The organism is Amycolatopsis sp. NBRC 101858 (genome assembly GCF_030269325.1).
Classification (GTDB): Bacteria; Actinomycetota; Actinomycetes; order Mycobacteriales; family Pseudonocardiaceae; genus Amycolatopsis; species Amycolatopsis ponsaeliensis.
The window spans coordinates 411,502-432,796 of record NZ_BSTD01000001.1 but is presented as its reverse complement, the minus strand read 5'-3'; the positions used below and the strand labels follow the sequence as shown (position 1 = coordinate 432,796).

Annotated in this window: 23 protein-coding genes; 9 read left to right on the top strand and 14 right to left on the bottom strand. The window is 71.1% G+C overall.

Annotated elements, in window-relative coordinates:
* Positions 1–46 precede the first annotated feature (46 nt).
* Positions 47–934 (top strand): RNA polymerase sigma factor SigJ, encoded by an 888-nt coding sequence (sigJ, locus tag QSK39_RS01995; protein ID WP_502873233.1) that lies wholly within the window; start codon positions 47–49, stop codon positions 932–934.
* A 3-nt stretch (positions 935–937) separates the two neighbouring features.
* Here sigJ and QSK39_RS01990 read toward each other — a convergent pair whose 3' ends face one another.
* Positions 938–1,651, bottom strand: coding sequence for an SDR family NAD(P)-dependent oxidoreductase (locus tag QSK39_RS01990; protein ID WP_285475942.1), 714 nt, complete (start codon positions 1,649–1,651; stop codon positions 938–940).
* 85 nt (positions 1,652–1,736) lie between these two features.
* Here QSK39_RS01990 and QSK39_RS01985 point away from each other — a divergent pair, with 85 nt between their 5' ends.
* Positions 1,737–2,369, top strand: coding sequence for a TetR/AcrR family transcriptional regulator (locus tag QSK39_RS01985; RefSeq protein ID WP_285477904.1), 633 nt, complete (start codon positions 1,737–1,739; stop codon positions 2,367–2,369).
* Between the two features lie 392 nt (positions 2,370–2,761).
* Positions 2,762–3,553, top strand: a complete 792-nt coding sequence (locus QSK39_RS01980) for a hypothetical protein (protein ID WP_285475941.1) — start codon at positions 2,762–2,764, stop codon at positions 3,551–3,553.
* Positions 3,554–3,556: 3 nt separating this feature from the next.
* On the opposite strand, the gene QSK39_RS01975 is transcribed toward QSK39_RS01980, so the two are convergent.
* Entirely contained in the window at positions 3,557–5,929 is a 2,373-nt protein-coding gene (locus QSK39_RS01975) for a tetratricopeptide repeat protein (RefSeq protein ID WP_285475940.1), read from the bottom strand.
* Between the two features lie 360 nt (positions 5,930–6,289).
* Here QSK39_RS01975 and shbA point away from each other — a divergent pair, with 360 nt between their 5' ends.
* Complete coding sequence (shbA, locus tag QSK39_RS01970; RefSeq protein ID WP_285477903.1) at positions 6,290–6,919, top strand: RNA polymerase sigma factor ShbA; 630 nt, start codon at positions 6,290–6,292, stop codon at positions 6,917–6,919.
* Between the two features lie 3 nt (positions 6,920–6,922).
* Here shbA and QSK39_RS01965 read toward each other — a convergent pair whose 3' ends face one another.
* Both QSK39_RS01965 and QSK39_RS01960 read right to left on the bottom strand, forming a co-directional pair.
* Complete coding sequence (locus tag QSK39_RS01965) at positions 6,923–7,225, bottom strand: cupin domain-containing protein (protein ID WP_285475939.1); 303 nt, start codon at positions 7,223–7,225, stop codon at positions 6,923–6,925.
* Positions 7,222–7,515, bottom strand: coding sequence for a hypothetical protein (locus QSK39_RS01960; protein ID WP_285475938.1), 294 nt, complete (start codon positions 7,513–7,515; stop codon positions 7,222–7,224). Before QSK39_RS01960 ends, QSK39_RS01965 begins: the two co-directional genes overlap by 4 nt.
* A 75-nt stretch (positions 7,516–7,590) precedes the next feature.
* On the opposite strand from QSK39_RS01960, the gene QSK39_RS01955 reads away from it, so the two are divergent.
* Positions 7,591–7,944, top strand: a complete 354-nt coding sequence (locus QSK39_RS01955) for a VOC family protein (RefSeq protein WP_285475937.1) — start codon at positions 7,591–7,593, stop codon at positions 7,942–7,944.
* Here QSK39_RS01955 and QSK39_RS01950 read toward each other — a convergent pair.
* Positions 7,931–8,557 carry a hypothetical protein gene (locus QSK39_RS01950; protein WP_285475936.1) on the bottom strand — a complete coding sequence of 209 codons (627 nt, stop codon included), beginning with the start codon at positions 8,555–8,557 and terminating at the stop codon, positions 7,931–7,933. The genes QSK39_RS01955 and QSK39_RS01950 overlap by 14 nt on opposite strands.
* Positions 8,558–8,589: 32 nt before the next feature.
* Between QSK39_RS01950 and QSK39_RS01945 the strand changes: the two genes are divergently transcribed.
* On the top strand, positions 8,590–9,360 hold the full coding sequence (locus QSK39_RS01945; RefSeq protein WP_285475935.1) for an IclR family transcriptional regulator domain-containing protein: 771 nt from the start codon (positions 8,590–8,592) through the stop codon (positions 9,358–9,360).
* On the opposite strand, the gene QSK39_RS01940 is transcribed toward QSK39_RS01945, so the two are convergent.
* From QSK39_RS01940 to dctA, 4 genes are read right to left on the bottom strand one after another with little or no spacing between them, the layout of a single operon-like run.
* Positions 9,357–10,169: an amidohydrolase family protein gene (locus QSK39_RS01940; RefSeq protein ID WP_285475934.1), complete on the bottom strand. Its 813-nt coding sequence runs from the start codon at positions 10,167–10,169 to the stop codon at positions 9,357–9,359. The genes QSK39_RS01945 and QSK39_RS01940 overlap by 4 nt on opposite strands.
* Positions 10,169–10,969 carry an SDR family NAD(P)-dependent oxidoreductase gene (locus QSK39_RS01935; protein ID WP_285475933.1) on the bottom strand — a complete coding sequence of 267 codons (801 nt, stop codon included), beginning with the start codon at positions 10,967–10,969 and terminating at the stop codon, positions 10,169–10,171. The genes QSK39_RS01940 and QSK39_RS01935 overlap by 1 nt, the downstream gene beginning before the upstream one ends.
* On the bottom strand, positions 10,966–11,469 hold the full coding sequence (locus tag QSK39_RS01930) for a carboxymuconolactone decarboxylase family protein (RefSeq protein ID WP_285475932.1): 504 nt from the start codon (positions 11,467–11,469) through the stop codon (positions 10,966–10,968). Before QSK39_RS01930 ends, QSK39_RS01935 begins: the two co-directional genes overlap by 4 nt.
* A gap of 13 nt (positions 11,470–11,482) precedes the next feature.
* Positions 11,483–12,799, bottom strand: a complete 1,317-nt coding sequence (gene dctA / locus QSK39_RS01925; RefSeq protein ID WP_285475931.1) for a C4-dicarboxylate transporter DctA — start codon at positions 12,797–12,799, stop codon at positions 11,483–11,485.
* A gap of 123 nt (positions 12,800–12,922) precedes the next feature.
* On the opposite strand from dctA, the gene QSK39_RS01920 reads away from it, so the two are divergent.
* Positions 12,923–13,459 carry a TetR/AcrR family transcriptional regulator gene (locus QSK39_RS01920; protein ID WP_285477902.1) on the top strand — a complete coding sequence of 179 codons (537 nt, stop codon included), beginning with the start codon at positions 12,923–12,925 and terminating at the stop codon, positions 13,457–13,459.
* Between the two features lie 46 nt (positions 13,460–13,505).
* Here the strand turns inward: QSK39_RS01920 and QSK39_RS01915 are convergent, their stop codons facing one another.
* Positions 13,506–13,871 carry an RNA-binding S4 domain-containing protein gene (locus QSK39_RS01915; protein WP_285475930.1) on the bottom strand — a complete coding sequence of 122 codons (366 nt, stop codon included), beginning with the start codon at positions 13,869–13,871 and terminating at the stop codon, positions 13,506–13,508.
* Positions 13,872–14,122: 251 nt separating this feature from the next.
* On the opposite strand from QSK39_RS01915, the gene QSK39_RS01910 reads away from it, so the two are divergent.
* A complete protein-coding gene (locus QSK39_RS01910; RefSeq protein ID WP_502873232.1) occupies positions 14,123–15,640 on the top strand; it encodes a GMC oxidoreductase in 1,518 nt (505 codons plus the stop codon).
* Between the two features lie 28 nt (positions 15,641–15,668).
* On the opposite strand, the gene QSK39_RS01905 is transcribed toward QSK39_RS01910, so the two are convergent.
* On the bottom strand, positions 15,669–16,154 hold the full coding sequence (locus QSK39_RS01905; protein WP_285475929.1) for a carboxymuconolactone decarboxylase family protein: 486 nt from the start codon (positions 16,152–16,154) through the stop codon (positions 15,669–15,671).
* Positions 16,151–17,227: an NAD(P)H-dependent amine dehydrogenase family protein gene (locus QSK39_RS01900; RefSeq protein ID WP_285475928.1), complete on the bottom strand. Its 1,077-nt coding sequence runs from the start codon at positions 17,225–17,227 to the stop codon at positions 16,151–16,153. The genes QSK39_RS01905 and QSK39_RS01900 overlap by 4 nt, the downstream gene beginning before the upstream one ends.
* A 115-nt stretch (positions 17,228–17,342) precedes the next feature.
* On the opposite strand from QSK39_RS01900, the gene ilvD reads away from it, so the two are divergent.
* Positions 17,343–19,034, top strand: a complete 1,692-nt coding sequence (gene ilvD / locus QSK39_RS01895) for a dihydroxy-acid dehydratase (RefSeq protein ID WP_285475927.1) — start codon at positions 17,343–17,345, stop codon at positions 19,032–19,034.
* Here the strand turns inward: ilvD and QSK39_RS01890 are convergent.
* Complete coding sequence (locus tag QSK39_RS01890) at positions 19,013–20,401, bottom strand: class I adenylate-forming enzyme family protein (protein WP_285475926.1); 1,389 nt, start codon at positions 20,399–20,401, stop codon at positions 19,013–19,015. The genes ilvD and QSK39_RS01890 overlap by 22 nt on opposite strands.
* A 14-nt stretch (positions 20,402–20,415) precedes the next feature.
* Positions 20,416–20,829, bottom strand: coding sequence for an SsgA family sporulation/cell division regulator (locus tag QSK39_RS01885; protein ID WP_285475925.1), 414 nt, complete (start codon positions 20,827–20,829; stop codon positions 20,416–20,418).
* Positions 20,830–21,295: the final 466 nt, after the last annotated feature.

The window sequence follows — 21,295 nt, the reverse complement described above, 5'->3', positions numbered from 1 at the left end:
GCGGACGGCACTTGCGGCTACGCCGGAGCGCGTACGCCTGTCACAGATGCGCGCCGGGATTCGTCATGGGCGTGTGAGTGAGAACGACGTGCTGACCGAGCGGCCGCAGCTGATCGCGATCGCCTACCGGCTGCTGGGTTCGCTGAGCGACGCCGAGGACGTCGTCCAGGAGGCGTACGGCCGGTGGTACGCACTGTCCGGGCGGCAGCGGGCCGCGATCGACCGGCCGGGCGCGTGGCTGACGACCGTCACGAGCCGGATCTGCCTGGACCTGCTGGGGTCGGCGCGGGTCCGCCGCGAGCGCTACACCGGCGAATGGATCCCGGAGCCGGTGCCGTCGGGCAGCGTCACGGATCCGGCGGAGCTGCTGCTGCTCGACGAGTCGATCACGATGGCGTTCCTCGTCGTGTGCGAATCGATGACCCCGGCCGAGCGGGTGGCGTTCGTCCTGCACGACGTGTTCGGCTACCCGTTCGCCGAGGTGGCTTCGGTGCTGGGACGCACTTCGGCGGCGTGCCGTCAGCTCGCGTCGTCGGCCCGGCGGCGCCTCCGTCCCGCACCGGCGCCTTCGCCCGCGCGGAGCACTGCCGTCGTCCGGGCGTTCAAGGAAGCCTGGGAGGCCAAGGACATCCCGGGTCTGGTCGGGCTTCTGGACCCGTCGGTCGTCGCGGTCGCCGACGGCGGCGGTCTCGCCAGCACGGTGGCGCACCCGGTCGAGGGCAGCGAGCGGGTGGCGCGCTACACGGTGCGGATCACCGAGCGGGTCCCGGCCATGACGCTGCGGGAGCGCGTGGTGAACGGCCGGCCCGGGCTGGTGATGGAGCGCGACGGCGTGGTCGGGACGGTGCTGGCGTTCGACGTGGCGGGCGGGGTGATCAGGCGGATCTGGGCGGTGCGGAACCCGGAGAAGCTCCGGCCCTGGCAGGCGGCGTAGCGGTCACGGGCCGCTGTCGACCGGCAGGCCGGCGCCGGTGACGAACTGGGCGGCGTCGGAAGCGAGGAACACGACGGCGTCGGCCATGCCGGTGCCCTCGCCGAGCCGGCCGGCGTCGGGGTAGACGCAGTTGACGCGCACGTCGTAGCCGAGTTTCCCGGCCTCCGCCGCGGCCACCCGGGTCAGCCGGTCGACCGCGGACTTCGACGCGGAGTAGGCGGCGGTGCCGGGGACGGCGGTGGTCGCGGCGACCGACGCGATGTTGACGACCGCGCCGCCCTTCCCGGCCGCGCCGCCCGGGCGCATCGCGCGGAAGGCGTGCTTGATGCCGAGCGCGGTGCCGAGCACGTTGACGTCGAGCATCCGCCGCAGGGCGGCCGGGTCCAGGTCGGCGAGCGGGCCGGGCAGCTCGACGTCGGCGTTGTTGACCACGATGTCCAGGCCGCCCAGCCGGGCGATCGTCTCGGTGACGGCCCGCTCCCAGCTCGCGTCGTCGGTGACGTCGAGCCGGACGAACGCGGCGCCGGTCTCGCGGCCGAGGTCCGCCCGGGTGCCGGCGACCACCACGGCGGCCCCGGCGGCGGCCAGTGCGGCGGCCGGCTCGGGGCGGTCGCCGGTGACCAGGGCCGCGCGGCCGGACAGGTCGTGCCGCCCCATGGGCACCTCCTCCTCGAGCCGGTCGGCGCTCAGCATCTCCGGGGTCTGGACGGTCGTCAAGAGTCTCTTGGACGATTGTCAAAGGAAAGCTGGTCACGTGGTCGATAGACTGGACCCGGCAACCACGAAGTGACGGACGGTGCACGTGACAGAGGCGAAGGAACGGACCCGGGACCGGATCTCGCGCCGCCAGGTGGACAAGTTCGCCGACCGGCGCGCGCAGCTGGCCGCATCGGCACTGCAGACGCTGGCCGAGCTCGGCTACGCGCGCACCAGCCTGCGGGAGATCGCGCAGAACTCGGAGTTCTCCCACGGCGTGCTGCACTACTACTTCGCCGACAAGGTCGACCTGCTGACCCACTGCGTGCGGCAGTTCGAGGAAGTGTGCGTCACCCGGTACGACGAGCTCGTCGCCCGCGCGCGGACGGCGGCGGAGCTGGAACGCGACTTCGCCGCGGCGATGGCCGCGACGCTGCGCGCGGACGCCAAGATGCACCGCCTCTGGTACGACCTGCGCAACCAGAGCCTGTTCGAGGAGTCCTTCCGCGCCGACGTGCTGGAGATCGACCGGCGCCGCGAGGAGATGATCCACCACGTCGTCGCGCGCTACGCCGAGCTGGCCGCCACGCCGGCCGCCGTGTCGCAGGCCATCGCGTACGCGCTGCTCGACGGCCTGTTCCAGCAGGCCCTGCTCCGGCACCTGGCCGGCGAGGAGGACGCCGCGGCCGAGCTGGAACGGGCGGTCCCGGCCGTGCTCGCGCGCGTCGTTTCCGGCTAGGGGTCCAGGCGCTGCGGCACGCCCGCTATTCGACAGTTTCGACACGGCCGTGAGTCGGGCCGCCGTTCGGCTGCCTCGCGTTCCGGTGATTTCCGGCGCTAAATCGCCGGCGCCTCGTCAAGAATGCGTGGATAACGATCCGTTTGCCGCCGCATGATCGACTGGACAGCGGCGTCGGTGCTGACGAATATTGATGCCCGTGCGGGAACGGCGAGGGAGGAACGGTGGACCTCAGTGCGGCGGATGTGGTCGGCGAGCTGAAGGTTCTGCGCAAAGGGAGGGGAATTTTCGCCACACCACTGGCGGATCGCGTCGGACCCGCTTTGCGGGCCACATGTGGCATTTTGGAAGATGACGACTCGGTGGTGGTGAGGCGTAAACTCACGGACCGATTGCGGCCGCTGGTCGAGTCGTTGCCGGACGATCTGAAGATCGCGTTGCGGGCGGCTTTCGCACTGGACGAGCGGGCGCGGAAGCCGTTCTACCAGGAACGGGTGCACTGGGCGGCGATCACGCTCGACCGCGACGACCGGACGGTCCGGCGGCGGATCGACGAAGGAATCGAGCAGGTCGCGGCAATGGCCGTGGCGGCCGGTCCGCCGGATCTGCGGCCGCGCTATCCGAGCCGGAGTTGGCACACCGAAGAACTGCGCGTCACGCTCGCACTCGACCAGCCGGTGGCCGAGGCGTTCGAATTCCGCCGGGTGGTCGCCGACGCGGACGAAATCGCCGAGCTGGACCTGGCGATGACGCTCACCGCGGCCGGTGAATCCGGCGATTCGGTACTCGAGTCCGATCTGGTGGTGGACGTGTTCCACGGTGGTGTGCTGGCCGGCCGGGAGATGGAGTCGAGTGACCGGGTCGGGCTGGCGTTGCGGTTACCGGAGCCGCTGCGGCGGGGTGAGCGCCACGACATCGGACTGCGATTCCGGGCGAACATGCGGGAACCGCATTACATCTGCGTGCCGCGGCACCCGTGCGATCTGTTCGACCTGCACGTCCGGTTCGGCGACCGGGTGCCGGACCGGATCGTCCGGCTGGAGAAGGCGTTCCAGAACGACACGCGCTCACCGCGGGGCGCGGTGCTGGAGACCGACGACGCGGGTGAGGTGCACGTCCGGTTTCGGCACCTCGCACCGGGGTTCGCGTACGGGATCCGCTGGCAGCCGGCCGGCGCCGGGTGAGTGTCAGGGCCAGATCAGCTTTTCGAGGGCGTGGAGCGCGGACACGAACGGTTCGGGCAGCCGGACGACCTGCTTGGCGGCCCGGGCCTTGGCGGCCAGCGCGGGGCTGACCCCGGCCGCGGTTTCGGCGTCGCGGGCGGCGTCGTCGACGAGTCCCGTGGCCCGGTCGAGCGGGCCACGGCCGCCGAGGGCGAGCGCGAGCCCGAGGTCGAGGCCGGTCTCGAGGGTTTCCGGGTGGGTCCGGCCCAGCAGGCGGAGCTGCGGTTTCCGGATGCTTTCGAGCAGGTCGGCTTGGCGGTCGAAGTCGCGCAGCCGGGCGTGCGCGAGGCCCAGGGCGTGGCGGACCCGGAGGTGCAGCGGGTGGTCGTCGCCCAGGACGCGGCGGACGAGCTGCTCGGTCCCGGCCAGTTTCTCCAGTGCCTGCTGCGGTTGGCCCAGCGCCAGCAAGGCCCGGCCGGCGTGCACCGACGCGGCCAGCGTCAGAGGGCTTTCGCTGCCGTATCGGTGGGCGTAGGTCGTCTCGAGGTCGGCGGGTTCCTGGTCGGTGAGTGCGGCTTCGGCTTCGATCACTTGTGCGTCGGGACAGTCGTCGATCCCGGCGGCGACGTCCCGCGCGCGCTTCGGCTGCCCGGCTTGGAGGAGGTTCCGGGCGTACTCGAGGGCTGTTTCGTCGCGGGGGCCGGCTGATTCGAGGAGGGCGAGGGCTTCTCGGGGGTGGCCGCGCAGCCGGCGGGCTTTGGCTGCGTGGTGGCGTTCTTCGCTGGTGGCGGGGAGGTGGGAGTGCCAGAAGACCCGGTCGGCTTCGGCGTAGTGGCCTTGGCTGTCCAGGGCCTGGGCGGCGACGAGGGCGGCTTCGCGGTTGCCGGGAGCGAGGACAAGGGCTTGCCGCGCGTGCCCGAGGGCTTCGGCATCGAGCCCACAGGCAAGTTCAACCCGCGCGGCGGCGGCGAAGTCGGCAGAGGTCCCTTCGCCGGTGGCGAGGATGACGGCATGGACTTCCCCGGCGGCGGCCGGATCACCGTGAGTTTCGTGGGCGGCGGCAAGGGGGCGAAGGAGGGCGACCCGGTGGGCCGGGCTGTGGTCGGCGAGCACGCGGGCGTGTTGCAGCAGAAGGTATCGCCGCCCGGCGGCGGTGGCGTGGGTGGGCGGGGCAGGCTCGGCTGCGCTCGGTTGGTCGGGCGAAGCGCTGCCGGGTAACCCGCCATCGGCCAACCGGTCGCCGCCAGCCAGCTCGGCGAGCATTGCTTCCGCCGCCCGGTCAGCATCCGGCTGGCCGAACTCGCCGCACGCCACCTCCACCGCCAGCGCCTGGAGTTGCACGTTTCCGTCCACCCACCTCGCGAACCCCTGCGCCGCCAACTCCTCCGCCGCCGCCTCGAACTCGGCGCTCTCCAGGCCGCCCCGCGCCACCTCCGGCGGGATCGGGGCCGGCGCCAGCACTCCGCCCAGCCGCACCAGCTCGCGCGCCGGGCCGCTGAGCCGGACGAGGACCTCGCGGATCGCGTGCGGTGCCGTGTCCGGCAGTGCGTCCGGGGAGGAGCCGGGCAGGTGCCGCACCGTGAACGCCGTGGCCCGCAGCGTCATCGGATGGCCGTCGCAGCGGGCGACGAACCCCGGGGCCGGCGCGCCCAGCAACCGAAGGCCCTCCTCGAGCGGCAGGCCCGGTACCTCCACCGTCGCCCCCGGCCGGCGGGCGCGGCGGCTCGTGAGCAGCGTGCGGATCCCGCGCTCCGGCAGCACCACCCGGTCCAGCACCCCCGGGGGCAGCCCGGCCGGGACGTCGTCGACCAGCAGCAGCACCCGCTCGCCCGCCGCCTCGATCGTGCGGGCCAGCCGCGCGCGCAACCGGTCGAAGCCGAGCCCGGACGTGCCCGCCGCCGTCGCCAGGGCCAGGTGGAACTGGGGGAGGAAGTCATCCGGGTCGAGGTGGCCGAACGGGCCCGTCCGCAGCACCCGGCCCCCGAAATGGCCGAAGACGCACGCGTACTGCTCGGCCAGCGTCGTCTTGCCGACCCCCGCCGGCCCGGTCAGCAAAACCACCCGGCGCGCGTCGAGTTCGCGGTGGACGGTCCCCAACGGCGAATGCCCGGAACCCCCGGCGACGGCGGCCCGGACCCGCCGGACGAGCTCCGGAAGCGATTCTCCCGGAACGGTCGCCAGCACGCGGTCGGTGCGCAGACCGGGCGGAAGATCGGCGAGCACGACGCGCGACGCCGCCAGTTCCCGCGCGCCCACCTCGAAATCGTCGAACGGATTACCGCGGAAAACGCGCAGCCCGTCGGCACGCAGGGCTTTCTCCGCCGGGTCTGCCGCCGCGGAACACAGGAACACGTCGAACCGGGCGGCGGCGGCCACCGGGATCCCGGTGGCGTTCAATGGGTGATCATGGCTTCGGTTTCCTGACGGTCGGGTCGAGTCACGCGGCAAGGATCGGAACCGGGCCCGAATTCGCTACCGGACACCCCGCGACGGCAGGATCTGTCCACTATTTGACCCGCCCGCCGGGGATGACCGCCGGGTAACACCGGTGGGCCGTTTGTGGTTAACGGACAATATCTGGACAAGAACCACACCATTGCAACGTTGCTGGTCAGCGGCTCGATTACTCCGGTTGTCGGACCGGGAATCGTGGGAAGCGACAGGAGAATCGTCCGAGGACCAGTGTGGTCTTTTGTGGGCGACGGGTTACCCGAGAGCGGTCCGGTGGACGATGCGAGGAGGGAACCCGTGGACACCATGATGGCGGAGACGGCGGTCGAAGGCTACGTCGTGCTCGACGAGCTGCCGCGCCCGGACGGCAAGCTGACGAAGGAGCAGCTCGACCCGTTCGTGGCGGCGGCGCGCGGCGGCGACCCGGACGCGATCCAGGCGCTGCTGCGGCTGATCAAGCCGACGGTCGTGCGCTACTGCCGCGCCCGGATCGGCGGGCGCGACCTGTCGTACCTGTCGGCCGACGACGTCGCGCAGGAGGTCTGCCTGGCCGTGCTGAAGGTGCTGCCCGGCTACCAGGACCGCGGCGGGTCGTTCCTGTACCTGGTGCGCGCGATCGCGGCGAACAAGGTCGCCGACGCGTTCCGCTCGGTGGCGCGCGACCGGTCGAAGCCGGTCTCGGAGCTGCCGGACCGGCCCCTGGGCGGCAACGAGCCGGAGAGCCACGTGCTGGACATGGACCTCGGCGCCCGGCTCGGGCGGCTGATGGCGTCGCTGCCGCCGCTGCACCAGGAGATCCTGTCGCTGCGCATCGTCGTCGGGCTGTCGGCGAACGAGACGGCGGAGGCGCTGGGCATCTCGCCGGGCAACGTCCGCATCACCCAGTACCGCGCCCTGACGAAGCTGCGCGCGATGATCCCCGAAGGCGGGCTCTGAGCGTCACTCCAGCCATTCGGTGATGAAGTGGTCGCTCTCGTGGATGTGCACGGCCTCGTAGACCCCGGGGCCGAGCACGGCGAACTTGTGCGGGGTGCCGGCGGGGACGACCAGCACGTCCCCGGCGCCGCCGTCGCGCTGCTCGTCGCCCAGGGTGAACCGGGCCCGCCCCCGGATGATCACGAACGTTTCGGTGTAGGGGTGCCGGTGCAGGCGCGGCCCGGAGCCGACGACGTCGCTGCTTTCGCGGATGACGGAGATCCCGGACCCGACGTCGCGTCCTTCGAAGTTCTCGCTGTCGCTCACTGTGCCAGCGTAGCGCCGAAAATCCCGTTCGCGGCTTTCCGCAGCCGGCCGACCGCCACGCGCAGGACCACGATCCCCCGTTGCCTCTCCGGCAGGACCCGCAGCAGCTTCGTCACGCGCTCACGCAGTTCCAGCCGCAGCGCTTCGCGCTCGGGATCCATCGACGGGTCGGCCTCGTCGGGCAGTTCGGCGACCGGCTCGTCCCACTGCCGTGCCGCGGCCTTGCGGGCGGCCGCGACCTCGTGGCGGGCGATGCCGCACACGAAGTTCGGGAACGGCCGGCCCGGCATGGCCTTGACCGGCGCGACGCAGACGTGTGGTCGACGCGCCGGATGACCATCGGCCGGCGTGGCACCCTGGGGCGCATGACCTTCGGCCTGCACCACGTCCAGCTGGCCATCGAGCCCGGCAGCGAGGACCGCTGCCGCGCCTTCTACGTCGGCGTCCTCGGCCTGACCGAGATCCCGAAGCCGCCCGCGCTGGCCGGGCGCGGCGGGCTCTGGCTGCGGGCCGGCGGTCTCGAGCTCCACCTCGGCGTCGAGCCGGACTTCCGGCCCGCCCGCAAGGCCCACCCGGGCATCCTCGTCGACGACCTCGACGCCCTGGCGGCCCGACTGGCGGACCACGGCGTCGAATGGGACGACGGCTTCCCGGGTCACCGCCGCTTCTACACCCACGACTGCCTGGGCAACCGGCTGGAGTTCCTCACTCCGGAGTGATCGTGCGGTGGTGGCCGAACACCCGCCGCTCCCGCCGCGTCACCTTCGCCATCGCGGCGGAGCGCGCCGGCGTGCCGGTCGCCTCCCGGTATTCCGGCGTGTCGAACAACGCCACGTCCGCGATCTCGTGGAACGCCAGCAGCGCCGGGCCGTCGCCCTCGAGCAGCCGGTACCGGCGGGTGCGGTACCAGCCCGGCAGCCGGTGCAGCAGCGGGAGGTGCTCCTCGCGGTACCACGCGTCGAGGCCGGGTTCGTCGGCCGTCGACAGCGCGACGCACACCACGACCGGCGCCGCGGGCCCGGCCACCCCGGCGTCGCCGACCTGCGCGTAGACCCGCCGGTCCAGCGTCGCCAGCCGCCGGACGACGTCCCGCTCGCGCGGGCTGCGGCGGCGCGCCACCTCGTAGGCGGGGCTGCGCAGGGCGTCGGTGTCCAGCTCGTACCAGGCCAGCCACGCCGGCACCGCGCCGTCGAGCGCCCGGTAGCGGTGGCCGGTGCGGATGCCGGGGACGCGCAGGCGGGCCGGGGCGTGCTCGTGGTCGTACCAGTCGTGGAACTCCGGTTCGGGCACGTCGCCCGGCTCGGCGAACACGAACAGTAGTCCTTCGGTCATCGGGTAGTGTCCTGACAAAGGTTGGAGGGGCAGTGTCGCGCGAGGACCCGGACGTCATCGATTCGGTGGAGAAGGCGTTGCGCCTGCTGCAGAGCTTCTCCGGCGAGGCGCCGGCGATGAGCGTCAGCGAGGCGGCCGCGGCCACCGGCCTGACCCGCGCCACCGCACGCCGGCTGCTGCTGACCTTCGAACGGCTCGGGTTCGCCGAGACCGACGGCCGCCGCTTCCAGCTCACCGCCCGCGTCCTGCGGCTCGGCTACGGCTACCTGGCCGCGCTGCCGTTCTGGGAACACGCCCAGTCGCACATGCGCGCGCTGTCCGACGAGGTCCGCGAGTCCAGCTCGCTCGCCACCCTCGACGGCGGCGAGATCGTCTACGTCGCCCGCGTCCCGGCGTCGCGGATGATGACCATCACGTTCAACGTCGGCTCGCGGCTGCCCGCCTACCCGACGTCGATGGGCCGCGTGCTGCTCGCCGCGCTGCCGGCGGCCGAGCTGGAGTCCTATTTGGACCGCACCGAGCTGAAACGGCTCACGGACCACACGATCACCGACCGCGCGAAGCTCCAGGCCGAGCTGGCCCGGGTCGCCGAGCAGGGGTACGCGCTGGTGGACGGCGAACGCGAGGAAGGCGTCCGCTCGGCCGCCGCGCCGGTCCGCAACGCCGGCGGCGGGGTGATCGCCGCGCTCAACGTCTCGGCCAACGCCGCGCGCGTCCCGGTCGCGAAGCTGCGCGAGGAGTTCGTGCCCCGGCTGCTCGAAACGGCCGACGCGATCACCAAGGACATCGCGGGCCTGCACTAGGCGAACCCGAAGCAGCGCGCCGGGTTCTCGACCAGCAGCCGCTGCCGGTCCGCCTCCGGGAACTCCGAAAGCACGTCCACGAGGTCGCCGTCGTCGGGCGTGAACCCGTGCGTGTTCGGGTGCGGGAAGTCCGTGCCCCACACGACGCGCTCGGGTGCGTGGGCCGTGAGCAACCGCATGAGCGCGACGGAGTCGGCCAGCGACGGCGGCGCGGTCGCGATCCGGTCCGCGCCACTGAGCTTGACCCAGACGGTGCCGGTGTCGAGGAGCCGCCGCAACGCCGTCACGGACGAGCTGCCGAGGCCCTCGCGCAGGTCGACGCGGGCCAGGTGGTCGACCACGACGGTCAGCCCGAGCCCGCGCACCATCTCCTCGTGGTCGGCGATGCCGGACCCGGCGACGTGCAGCGCGATGTGCCAGTCGTACGGCGCGATCTTGGCGACGATCGCGCGGATCGTCTCGGCCGAGGGCGCCGGGCCCAGGTGCGGCATGAAGTGCAGCCGCGCGCCGCGGACCCCGGCTTCGTGCAGCCGGGCGATCTCGGCGTCCGGCGTCTCCGGCGTCACGAGCGCGACACCCCGGTAGTCGCCGGTGCCCAGCGCGTCGAGCAACGCCGAGTGATCCGTGCCGTGGCACGACGACTGGACGATCACCGCGCGTTCGAACCCGAAGAACCGGTGCAGCCGTTGAAGATCCTCCTTCGGCGCTTCCGGCGGCGTGAACGTCCGATCCGGAGCGTACGGGAAGACGTCCGTGGGCCCGAAGATGTGGCAGTGCGCGTCGCAGCTGCCCCGAGGGAGAGCAGTCATCAGTCGCACCTCGCCGTCATGCCGCCGTCGACGACGATCTCGGTCCCGGTGACGAACCGGGCTTCGTCGGAGGCCAGGAAGAGCGCGGCGTACGCGGTGTCGCGCCCGTCGCCGGTGAACCCGAGCGGGATCCGGGCCTGCCGCCGCGCCAGCAACGTCTCGACGTCACCGCCCTCGCGCTGGTTCGCCAGCCGGGCCTCGACCATCGGCGTGTGCAGCTGCCCGGGGACGACGGTGTTCGCGCGGATCCCGTCGGCCGCGTGCTGCACCGCGAGCACCCGCGACAGCTGGATGACGCCCGCCTTCGCCGACGCGTACCCGACCTGGGCCGAGCCGGTCCAGCGGATCCCGGACGTCGACGCGGTGTTCACAATGGACCCGCCACCTTGCTCGCGCATCACCGGGATGACGTGCCGGCAGGTGAGGTAGACACTGGTGAGGTTGTAGTCCAGCTGCGCCGCCCAGTCCTCTTCGGACAGTTCGGCCGGGCCGCCGGGACGTGAGCCGCCGACGTTGTTCACCAGGACGTCGACCCGCCCGAAGGTGTCCCGGCACGCCGCGACCGCGCCGGCGACCGACGCGCTGTCGGTGACGTCGCCCGGGTGCGTGCGGACGGTGCCGCCTTCGCCGTCGATCAGCGAGACGGTCTCGGTGAGCGCTTCCGGGTTCAGGTCCACGGCGAACACCTTCGCCCCTTCCCGCGCGAACAGCACCGCGGCGGCGCGGCCGTTGCCCCAGCCGGGCCCGACGCTGCCCGCGCCGGTGACCAGCGCGACCTTGCCCGCCAGCCGGCCGGTCATGCCCGCCCCACCTCCAGCGCGACGAGGAACCGCGAAACCATGTTGTACGCGGCGACGGTCACGCTCAGCTCGACGACCTGCTGCTCGTCGAAGTGCGCGGCCAGGGCCTCGAAGACCGGCTCCTCGACGGTGATCTTCTCGGTCATCGCGTCGGTGTAGGCGAGCGCGGCGCGCTGCCGGTCGTCCAAAGCGGACGGATCACCGCCGCGCAGCGCGGCGAGCTGCGCGTCGGTCATCCCGGCCGCCCGGGCGACCGGCTCGTGCGCCGTCCACTCGTAGGCCGCGCCGTTGAGCTCGGCGACGCGCAGGACGGCGAGCTCCCGGACGTCCGCGGGCAGGGTCGAGGCGCCGCGGACCGCGCCGAGCAGGCTGTTCCAGCCGTCGGCGAGCGCCGGGCTGTGCAGCAGCACGCCGTCCAGCGGGGTGAGGCGCCCGCCGCGCCGCTGCCGGATGCGGTCGGCGACGTCGCCGCCTTCGTGGCCGTAGCCGAGCCTGGCCAAGGTGTCTCCCTTCTCAGACCGCGACGGGGTTCGCGGGTTCGGTGGTGGGTTCCGGGGTCTTGCCGTCGAGCACCGCGCGGGCCCGGGCGAGGTCGAGCACGCCTTCCCAGCGGCTCACGACGATGCTGCCGAGCAGCTGCCCGCACAGGCTGACGATGCCGCGCATGGTGGAGAGGAACCGGTCGACGCCGAGGATGAGCATGATGCCCGCGACCGGCACGACGCCGGTGGTCGAGAGCGTCGCCGCGAGGATGACGAAGCCGGCGCCCGCCACTCCGGCGCTGCCCTTCGACGTGATCATGAAGACCGCGAGCAGGGCGATCTGCTGCCACAGCGAGAGGTTCACGTCGAAGGCCTGCGCGATGTAGAGCGACGCGAAGCCGAGGTAGAGGCAGACGCCGTCGCCGTTGAACGCGTACCCGGACGGCACGACCAGCCCGACGATCCGCTTGGGGCAGCCCAGGTTCTCCAGCTTCTTCATCAGCTGCGGCATCACGACCTCGTAGTTCGCGGTGCCGAGCGTGATCAGCAGCTCGTCCTTGAAGTACCGGTACAGCTTGAGGACGCGGATCCCGCACAGCCGCGCGACCGCGCCGAACACCAGCAGGCAGAACAGGATCCCGACGACCCAGAACAGCAGCACGACCCCGCCGAGGCTGGCCAGGGTGGCCACGCCGAACTTGCCGGTGGTGTAGGCCATCGCGCCGAAGGCGCCGAGCGGGGCCAGGTACATGACCAGCCGCACGATGCCGAACGTCGCTTCGCCGACGCGCTCGATCCCGCGCAGCAGCGGCGCACCGCGTTCGCCGAGTCCCTTCAGCGCGATCGCGAACAGGATCGAGATCAGCAGCACCTGCAGGACGTTGCCCTCGGTGAACGCGCTGACCACGGTCTTGGGGACGACGTTGACCAGGAAGTCGTACCAGTGCTGGCTTTCCCCGGACTGGACGTACTGCTGGGCGCTCCCGGAGAGCTTCAGCGTGGCCGGGTCGGCGTGGATCCCGGCGCCGGGGCGCAGCACGTCCATCACGACCAGCCCGATGAGCAGCGCGATCGTGGTCAGCACTTCGAAGTAGACCAGGGCTTTCACCCCGACCCGGCCGACACTGGCCAGTTCGCCGGCCGACGCGATGCCGGTGACGATCGTGCAGAACACCACGGGGGCGATCAGCATCTGGATGAGCGCGATGAACCCGGTCCCGACGGGCTGCAGGGCGGCGCCGACCCCGGGTGCGGCGAAGCCGAGCGCCGCCCCGAGCACGATCGCGACCAGCACGGTGACGTAGAGCTTGGTGGTGAAGGCACTGCGCAGGATCGATCGCGTCGACATCATCGTCTCCGTCTGTTCGTCTGGCGTACGTTTGCGCGACTGACGAACACATTTTGAGCGCCGGCGGCGCCGCGGTCAAGCCCGGACAGGTGTCCGGTTGGCTAAACTGCGAGCGTGACCCCGATGCGCGCCGACGCCGAGCAGAACCGTGAGCGGATCCTCGAGGTCGCGCGCGGCGCGCTCAAGGCGTCGAGTGCGGCCTCGCTGCAGTCGATCGCCAAGGCGGCCGGCGTCGGGCAGGGCACGCTCTACCGCCACTTCCCGACGCGTGAGGCGCTGCTCCTGGCCGTCTACCGCCACGACGTCGGCGAGCTGATCGACGCCGCACCGAAGCTGCTCGCCGAGCACCCGCCGGCCGAGGCGCTGCGGCAGTGGTTCGAGCGGCTGGCGGCGTACGGCCGGATCAAGCACGGCGTCGGCGAGGCCGTCGAAGCCGCGACGCGTGCCGACCTCTCGAGTGAGTTCTACGACCCCACCTGCGCGGCCATCACGCTCCTGCTGGACGCGGGCAAACGCGCCGGGACGCTACGGCCGGACGTCGACGCCGGGGAAATCCTCCACCTCGTCGGTTTCCTCTGGCGCACCGATTTCGGGGCCGACCGCGAAGCGCGCACCGCGCATTTGCTGACGCTCGTCCTGGACGGCCTGAAACCGCAGTGATGAGACGACCGACTCATTGACCGTGGAATGAGTCGGTCGTAACGAATCAGAGGTCCTGCTGTCGGAACGCGTCCAGCACGCGACGCTCCCTTTTGGTCGGCCGGCCGGCGCCGCGGTCGCGCCGGGCGACCGGGATCGCGGTCTCCGGCGGCGGCTTCGGCGTCCGGTCCACGAAGCACGTCGCCGCGTCCGGTGCGCCCACGCGTTTCTGGATCACCCGTACCACGTCGAGGATCCTGGTCGTGCCGGCGATGCGCAGGCGGACTTCGTCGCCCGGCACCACGGTCGTCGCGGGCTTCGCCGGCTTGTCGTTGACACGCACGTGGCCACCCCGGCACGCCGCCGCGGCGTCCGGTCGGGTCTTGGTCAGCCGGACCGCCCAAAGCCAGCGGTCCACTCGGGTCGACTCCACAGTCGTCCATCATGGCCCATTCAGCGGAATCCTCGCGCAACCCCGGGAGGTTACTCGCGGGTATATGTCGACTTGTCTGCACCACTGAGTTATAACCTGTTCTAATATACCTCAACGGTGAGGACTATCACATGCGTGACGAAACCGTGTGGAGTACAGCTTCTGGGGCAGTTTCCCGACGTCTTTTCATCGCTGGAACTGGTTCTATCTTGGCGGCCGCGGCAGTGGGGAGCCGGGCGGCCGCCGCCACAGTGTCTGCCTCGTCCACCACCATCGCCGACGCCGCCCGCGTGCCCGCCCTCGTGATCGGCTCGGGCTACGGCGGCCAGGTCACCGCGCTCCGGCTCGCCCAGGCCGGCATCGACGTGCAGCTGGTCGAGCTGGGCATGGCCTGGGACACGCCCGGCTCCGACGGCAAGATCTTCGCTAACACGACCACGCCCGACCAGCGCTCGTTCTGGTTGCGCACCAGGACGAAGCAACCGCTCTCGAACTTCCTCGGGTTCCCCATCGACAAGGACATCCCGAAGTACACCGGCATCCTCGACGCCGAGGAGTTCAGCGGGATCACCGTGTACCAGGGTCGCGGGGTCGGCGGCGGCTCGCTCGTCAACGGCGGCATGGCCGTCACGCCGAAGCGGGAGAACTTCGGCGCGATCCTCCCGACCGTCAACGCCGACGAGATGTACAACACCTACTACCCGCGCGCCAACTCCGGGCTCGGCGTGGGGCTCGTCCGCCCCGCCTGGTTCGAGACCGCCGAGTGCTACCAGTACGCGCGGGTCGGGCGGAAGCAAGCGCAGCGGTCCGGGTTCCCGTTCGTCTTCGTCCCGGACGTCTACGACTGGAACTACATGGAGCAGGAGCAGGCCAACACGGTGCCGCGCTCGGCGCTCGCCGGGGAAATCCTGTACGGCAACAACTACGGCAAGAAATCCCTGCAGAAGACCTACCTCCCGCTGATCAAGGCGACCGGCCGCGTGACCATCTCCCCGCTGCACCGGGTGACGTCGGTGACGCCGGCGTCCGGCGGCGGCTACACGGTCGTCATGGACCAGCTGAACACGACGGGCGGCGTGACGGCGACGAAGTCCGTGACGGCGGACAAGGTGTTCTTCGCCGCGGGCAGCGTCGGCACGAGCAAGCTGCTGGTGAAGCTGAAGGCCACCGGCGCGCTGCCCAACCTGAACGGCGAGATCGGCAAGGGCTGGGGTGACAACGGCAACGTGATGGTCGGGCGGGCCAACCAGATCTGGGACCCGACCGGCAGCCTCCAGTCGTCGATTCCCTGTGGTGGCATCGACAACTGGGCCGCGGGCGGCGCGTTCGCGGAGGTGGCGCCGCTGCCGACCGGGATCGAGACGTGGGCGTCGTTCTACCTGTCCATCACGAAGAACCCGAACCGCGCGCAGTTCACGTACAACCCGGCGACGCAGAACGTCGACCTCAACTGGCAGACGGCGTGGAAGCAGCCGGGGATCGACATGGCGAAGACCATCTTCGACAAGATCAACTCGAAGGAGGGGACGATCTACCGCACCGATCTCTTCGGCGTGTACAAGATCTGGGGCGACCACCTGACCTACCATCCGCTCGGCGGCGCGGTGCTCGGCAAGGCGACCGACAACTACGGCCGGCTGGCCGGGTACCAGGGCCTGTACGCGATCGACGGGTCCCTGATCCCGGGCAACACCAGCGTCAACCCGTTCGTCACCATCACGGCCTTGGCCGAGCGCAACATCGAGAAGATCATCGCCACGGACTTCTGACCCGGAGGTCGTGAGGGGCTCCGGCCCCTCACGACTGGTGGGACGGCAGCACGCAGACGGTGTCGATACCCAGGACGTGGTTGAGCCGCCCGAACGCGAGCCACGCGCCGAGGCTCATGGACAGCTCGACGATCTCCTGCTGCGTGTAGTGCTCGGCCATCCGCTTCCAGAACTCGTCGTCCAGGTTGTGGTGGTCCAGCGTGTAGCGCTCGGCGTACTCGGCGGCCAGGCGTGTCCGCTCGTCGAAGAGTTCCGTCGTGCGCCACTCCGTCACCGCGTCCGCGAACTCCGGCTCGACCTTGACGCCGTCGCGCTCGGTGCGCCAATCGAGACAGAAGATGCACCCGTTGATCTGCGCGATCCGCAGCCGCGCTGCTTCGAACTCCCGCAGCCCCAGCGTCGTGTGCGCGTAGACCGCGAGCGAGAACTTCGACGCGGCGATCCCGATGCCGGGCACCATTTCGCCCCACACGTACCCGATCGGGTCCTTGCCCTCGGGGATGTCGATGTTCACGAGCGCCTCCTTCCGAGCTTGCCGGCTGCCGGGCGCAGCGGGACGTCGAGTGCGTCGTAGAGGCCGGGTTCCGCCTCGGCCAGCCAGTCGATCGCGCCGACGAGCCTGCCGACGGCGGTCGCGTTGCCGCCCGCCGACCGGTTTTCGCCTTCGTCGCTCGCCTCGACGCTGACCTCGATGCGCGGCCGGCCCTCGATGATCACGCGGTGGGCGCCGTCGCCGCTGGGCGGGGCCGGCCAATCCGGCGCGCACGACGGGTGGATGCGGGTGACGTGCTCGATGACGATCCGCGGCTCGCCGTCGACGATGCCCTGCACCTCGAACCGCACCGCGCCCTGCGTGCCCTTCTCGAAGTCACCCATCGTCCGCGTGGAGACGGTTTCCTCGAGCGGACGCCGCTGCAGCGTCTCGCGCAGCTCGTCCACCTCGACGCCGAGGCCGCGCGCGATCAGCCGGACCTGCCCGCCCCACACCATCGACGGCACGCCGGTCATCAGCATCGGCGGGTCGTAGTCCATCGGCTGGCCCATGCCGACCAGGTACCGGACGGAGTCGGGCTGCTCGTAGGTCGAGTAGTCGAAGATCTCCTGGCAGCGGATGACGTCGACGTCGGTGCCGAGCCCGCTGATCAGCAGCGGCAGCACGTCGTTGCCCCAGCCGGGGTCGACGCCGGAGACGAACAGCGAGCCGCCGCCGTCCTTGATCGCGGCCAGCACGGGGTCCCGCAGTTCGGGCGGCGCGTTGCGCTGGTCGTAGAGCGGGTAGAGCGCCGGCGTCACGACGATCGCGCCGGCGCCGATCGCGCGCACGATGTCGGCGAGCGCGTCGTCGAACCGGACGTCCCCGGAAGCGGCGTAGACCACGGCTCCCGGGCTCGCGGCGAGGACCGCTTCGATGTTGTCGGTGGCCGCGACGCCCAAGTCGCCGACGCCGGCGAGCGCGCCCGCGTCCTGGCCGACCTTGGCCGGGTCGTGCACCAGCACCGCGGTGAGCTTCAGTGCCGGATGGGCGTCGACGGCCCGGATTGCCGCACGGCCGACGTTGCCCGTGCCCCACACCACTGTGGCGATCATGGCCTGAGTTTTCGCCGGTTCGTCCGGGTCCGGGAAGAGAATCGTTCCGGCCAGCGGACCGCGCGGACGCGGGTAGCATGCAGTGCGTCCGAACGTCGTATCGGAAGGCCTCGCGATGACGATCGATCCGAAACCCCGCAGCCGCACGGTGACCGACGGGATCGAGGCCGCGCCCGCCCGCGGCATGCTCCGCGCCGTCGGGATGGGCGACGGCGACTGGCGCAAGCCGATCATCGGCGTCGCCAGTTCGTGGAACGAGATCACGCCGTGCAACCTGTCCCTCGACCGGCTGGCGCAGGCGTCGAAGGCAGGCGTGCACGCGGCCGGTGGCTACCCGCTGCAGTTCGGCACGATCTCGGTGTCCGACGGCATCTCCATGGGCCACGACGGGATGCACTTCTCGCTGGTGTCGCGGGAGGTCATCGCCGACTCCGTCGAGACGGTCATGCAGGCCGAGCGCCTCGACGGCTCGATCCTGCTGGCCGGCTGCGACAAGTCCCTGCCGGGCATGCTGATGGCGGCCGCGCGCCTCGACCTGGCGTCGGTGTTCCTCTACGCGGGGACCATCGCGCCCGGCTGGGTGAAGCTCACCGACGGCACCGAGAAGGACGTCACGCTGATCGACGCCTTCGAGGCGGTCGGCGCGTGCCGGGCGGGGCGGATGAAGACCGCCGACCTGGACCGCATCGAACGCGCTATCTGCCCCGGCGAGGGTGCGTGCGGCGGCATGTACACGGCGAACACGATGGCGTCGGCGGCCGAGGCGATGGGGATGAGCATGCCGGGGTCGGCCGCGCCGCCGTCGGCGGACCGCCGCCGCGACCACTACGCGCACCTTTCGGGTGAAGCCGTGGTCGGGCTGCTCGAGAAGGGCATCACCGCGCGGGACATCCTGACGCGGGAGGCGTTCGAGAACGCCATCACGGTCATCATGGCGCTCGGCGGCTCGACCAACGCCGTGCTGCACCTGCTGGCCATCGCGCACGAGGCGAAGGTCGAGCTGACGCTGGACGACTTCAACCGCGTCGGCGACCGCGTCCCGCACCTGGGCGACCTCAAGCCGTTCGGCAAGTACGTCATGAACGACATCGACCGCCACGGCGGCATCCCGGTGCTGATGAAGGCGCTGCTGGACGAGGGCCTGATCCACGGCGACGCGCTGACCGTGACCGGGCGGACCGTCGCGGAGAACCTGGCCGAGCTGGACCCCGAGCCGATCGACGGCGAGGTCCTGCGGCGGCTGGACAACCCGCTGCACCCGACCGGCGGCATCACCATCCTGCGCGGCTCGCTCGCGCCCGAGGGGGCCGTCGTCAAGTCCGCGGGCTTCGACACGGCCAACTTCGAAGGCCCGGCGCGGGTGTTCGAGCGCGAGCAGGAGGCGATGGCGGCGCTCAACGACGGCCGGATCTCGGCCGGGGACGTCGTCGTCATCCGCTACGAAGGCCCCAAGGGCGGCCCGGGCATGCGCGAGATGCTGGCGATCACGGCGGCGATCAAGGGCGCCGGCCTGGGCCGCGACGTCCTCCTGCTGACCGACGGGCGGTTCTCCGGCGGCACCACCGGCCTGTGCATCGGCCACGTCGCGCCCGAGGCGGTCGACGGCGGGCCGATCGCGTTCGTCCGCGACGGCGACCGGATCGCCGTCGACATCAAGGGCCGCAGCATCGACCTGCTGGTCGACGCGGCCGAGCTGGCCCGTCGTCGTGAGGGCTGGGAGCCGCTGCCGAACAAGTTCCCGGAAGGGGTGCTCGGGAAGTACGCGAAGCTGGTGCGGTCGTCGTCCTACGGCGCCGTCACGAGCTGAACGAGGGCGCGTTTGTCGACCTTGCCCACGTCGGTGAGGGGGAGCGCGTCGGCGAAGTCCACGTTCGCCGGGACGTAGTGCTCCTGGCCGAAGGCTTCTCGGGCATGGGCTTTCAGGTCGTCTTCGGTCACTTCGCCCGTGGTGACGACGACGGCGTGCAGCACTTGACCGTCGACGGTGTGCCTGCCGAAGACGGCCGCGTCCTTCACGGCGGGGTGCGTCTCGAGGGCGTGTTCGACGACGGTGGTCGGGACCTTCGTGCCGTGTTCGCCGACCACGACGACGTCGTCGGCGCGGTCGAGGAGGTAGAGGTAGCCCTCGTCGTCGAAGCGGCCGAGGTCGCCGGTGCGCAGCCACCCCGCGCCGATCTCCGGGCCGCCGAGGTAACCGTCCATCATGGACAGTCCGCGGACCTCGACCTCGCCGTCCGCGGTGATCCGGGCCTCCATGCCGGGCACGATCCGCCCGACCGAGCCCAGCCGTTCCGGGTGGCCGACCAGCTCGGCGGCGGAGATGCTCGCGATCATCGGGGCTTCGGTGAGGCCGTAGCCCTGGCCGACGACCGGGCCGAAGACGTCGAGGGCCTGCGCGAACCGGTGCGGCGGCAGCGGAGCGGCGCCGAGGGAGAGCGACCGGACGCTGCTGAGGTCGGTGTTCGTGCGCGCCGGGTGGTCGAGCACGGCGGCCAGGCGCGGCGGCGTCAGGGAGAGCGTGTCGATGCGGTGCTCCTGGATCGCGTCGAGGACCGCTTGTGCGTCGAAGCCGTCCTGGAGCACCACGGTGTCGCGGCGCAGGAGGGCGCCGAGCACGGTGGCGTTGCCGGTCATGTGCGTCATGGGGGCGACGAGCAGGGTGCGGCCGGGGCCGTCCGGGTTCGGCGTGAAGATGTACGCCATGCCGTCGTAGATGCCGCTGTGGCGGATGAGCTTCGGGGTGCCGGTGGTGCCGCCGGTGGGGAAGAGGAGGTTGACGGTCTCGGGCGGGTCCAGCGGTTCGGGCTCGCCGTCGAGGTCGTCGAGGGTGCGGACGTCGCCCGGCCAGTCTGTCGGCCAGTCCTGTGGCCGGTCGGTGACGACGGTGGCTCCCCGGGCCGCGGCGAGCCGGTCTTGGGTCGGCGCCGAGGCCGGGACCATGAGGACGGTCGAGCCCCGCAGGAGGGCGGCGAGCTGCACGAGCAGCGTCTCGGGCCGGTTGCGCAGGTCGACGGCGACGGTCCTAGTCCCGGCCTCGGTCGCCGGGAGGCCGGCGTGCAGCCGGCGCAGGCGCTCGCGGGCTTGGTGGTAGGTCGTGACGCCACCGGAGTGGAACAGGGGCCGATCACCGCCGTCATCGAGCGCGGCGAGCACTTTCGTCAGGAAGAAGCTCACCCGCGGGACGGTACTCAGTCTTGGTAGGAGAGCTTCTCGAGTTCCTCGTCGAAGTCGAACCAGCCGGTCTCGGTCCCGGCGGGGATGACATCGTAGGTCCGGTCGAGGAAGGCGGCGATCTCTTTCGCGGGCGCCTCGAGCACGGCGGCGCCATCGGGGGAGTTCAGCTCCACGACGACGAGGGCGGGATCCCCGGCGGGCCCGACGCGCACGTCACCATCGCCGCAGCGGGCGAGCAGGCCGTCGGCGAGCAGATCGCGCCCGAAGAGCCACCGGACGGCCGCGGGCCCGGCATGCAGCACGACGGCGACCGCATAGGGATCACGGGTGTCGTACTCCAGTTCGGCCGGCACGGGCCGCGGCGCCGCCCCGAAGGTCCGCAGGGCGAAGTCGAAGCTGGCACTGGTCACGCTGTGCGGGTCGGCCATGGGGACCGCCTTTACTACTCGTCGGTTAACTTCGTCTGGTTCCAGGGATAACCCATAGTTAGGTCAACGCCCAGCGTTCCGAAAAACTTTCACACTCTGGGGTGATCAAGAAGTGTCCGACGTCACCGTCGGCGTGGCCAAACGGGCAGGGTTCTCACTCAGGGTGAACCACACAATCCTGCAGTCATTACATAAGTGAAGTTGCTAAACCTTTTGTGCGGCTGCACCATCGCAGCCGGCGCGTGCCTGAACCCGCTGCCTTACTGAAGTGACTCCACTTTCGGAGTCGCTCACCTTCGGCGTGGATACCCCGCCGTGGCCGCCACGGGACTGGATCCACTACATAACTGAAGTGACTTAACTTTCGGGGTCGCTCACCTTTTGGCCTGGCTGCGCCACGGCGGCGGCCTGGATGCACCGTCGCGGCCGACGCTCAGATGGAGTCACTGCATATCTGAAGTGACTC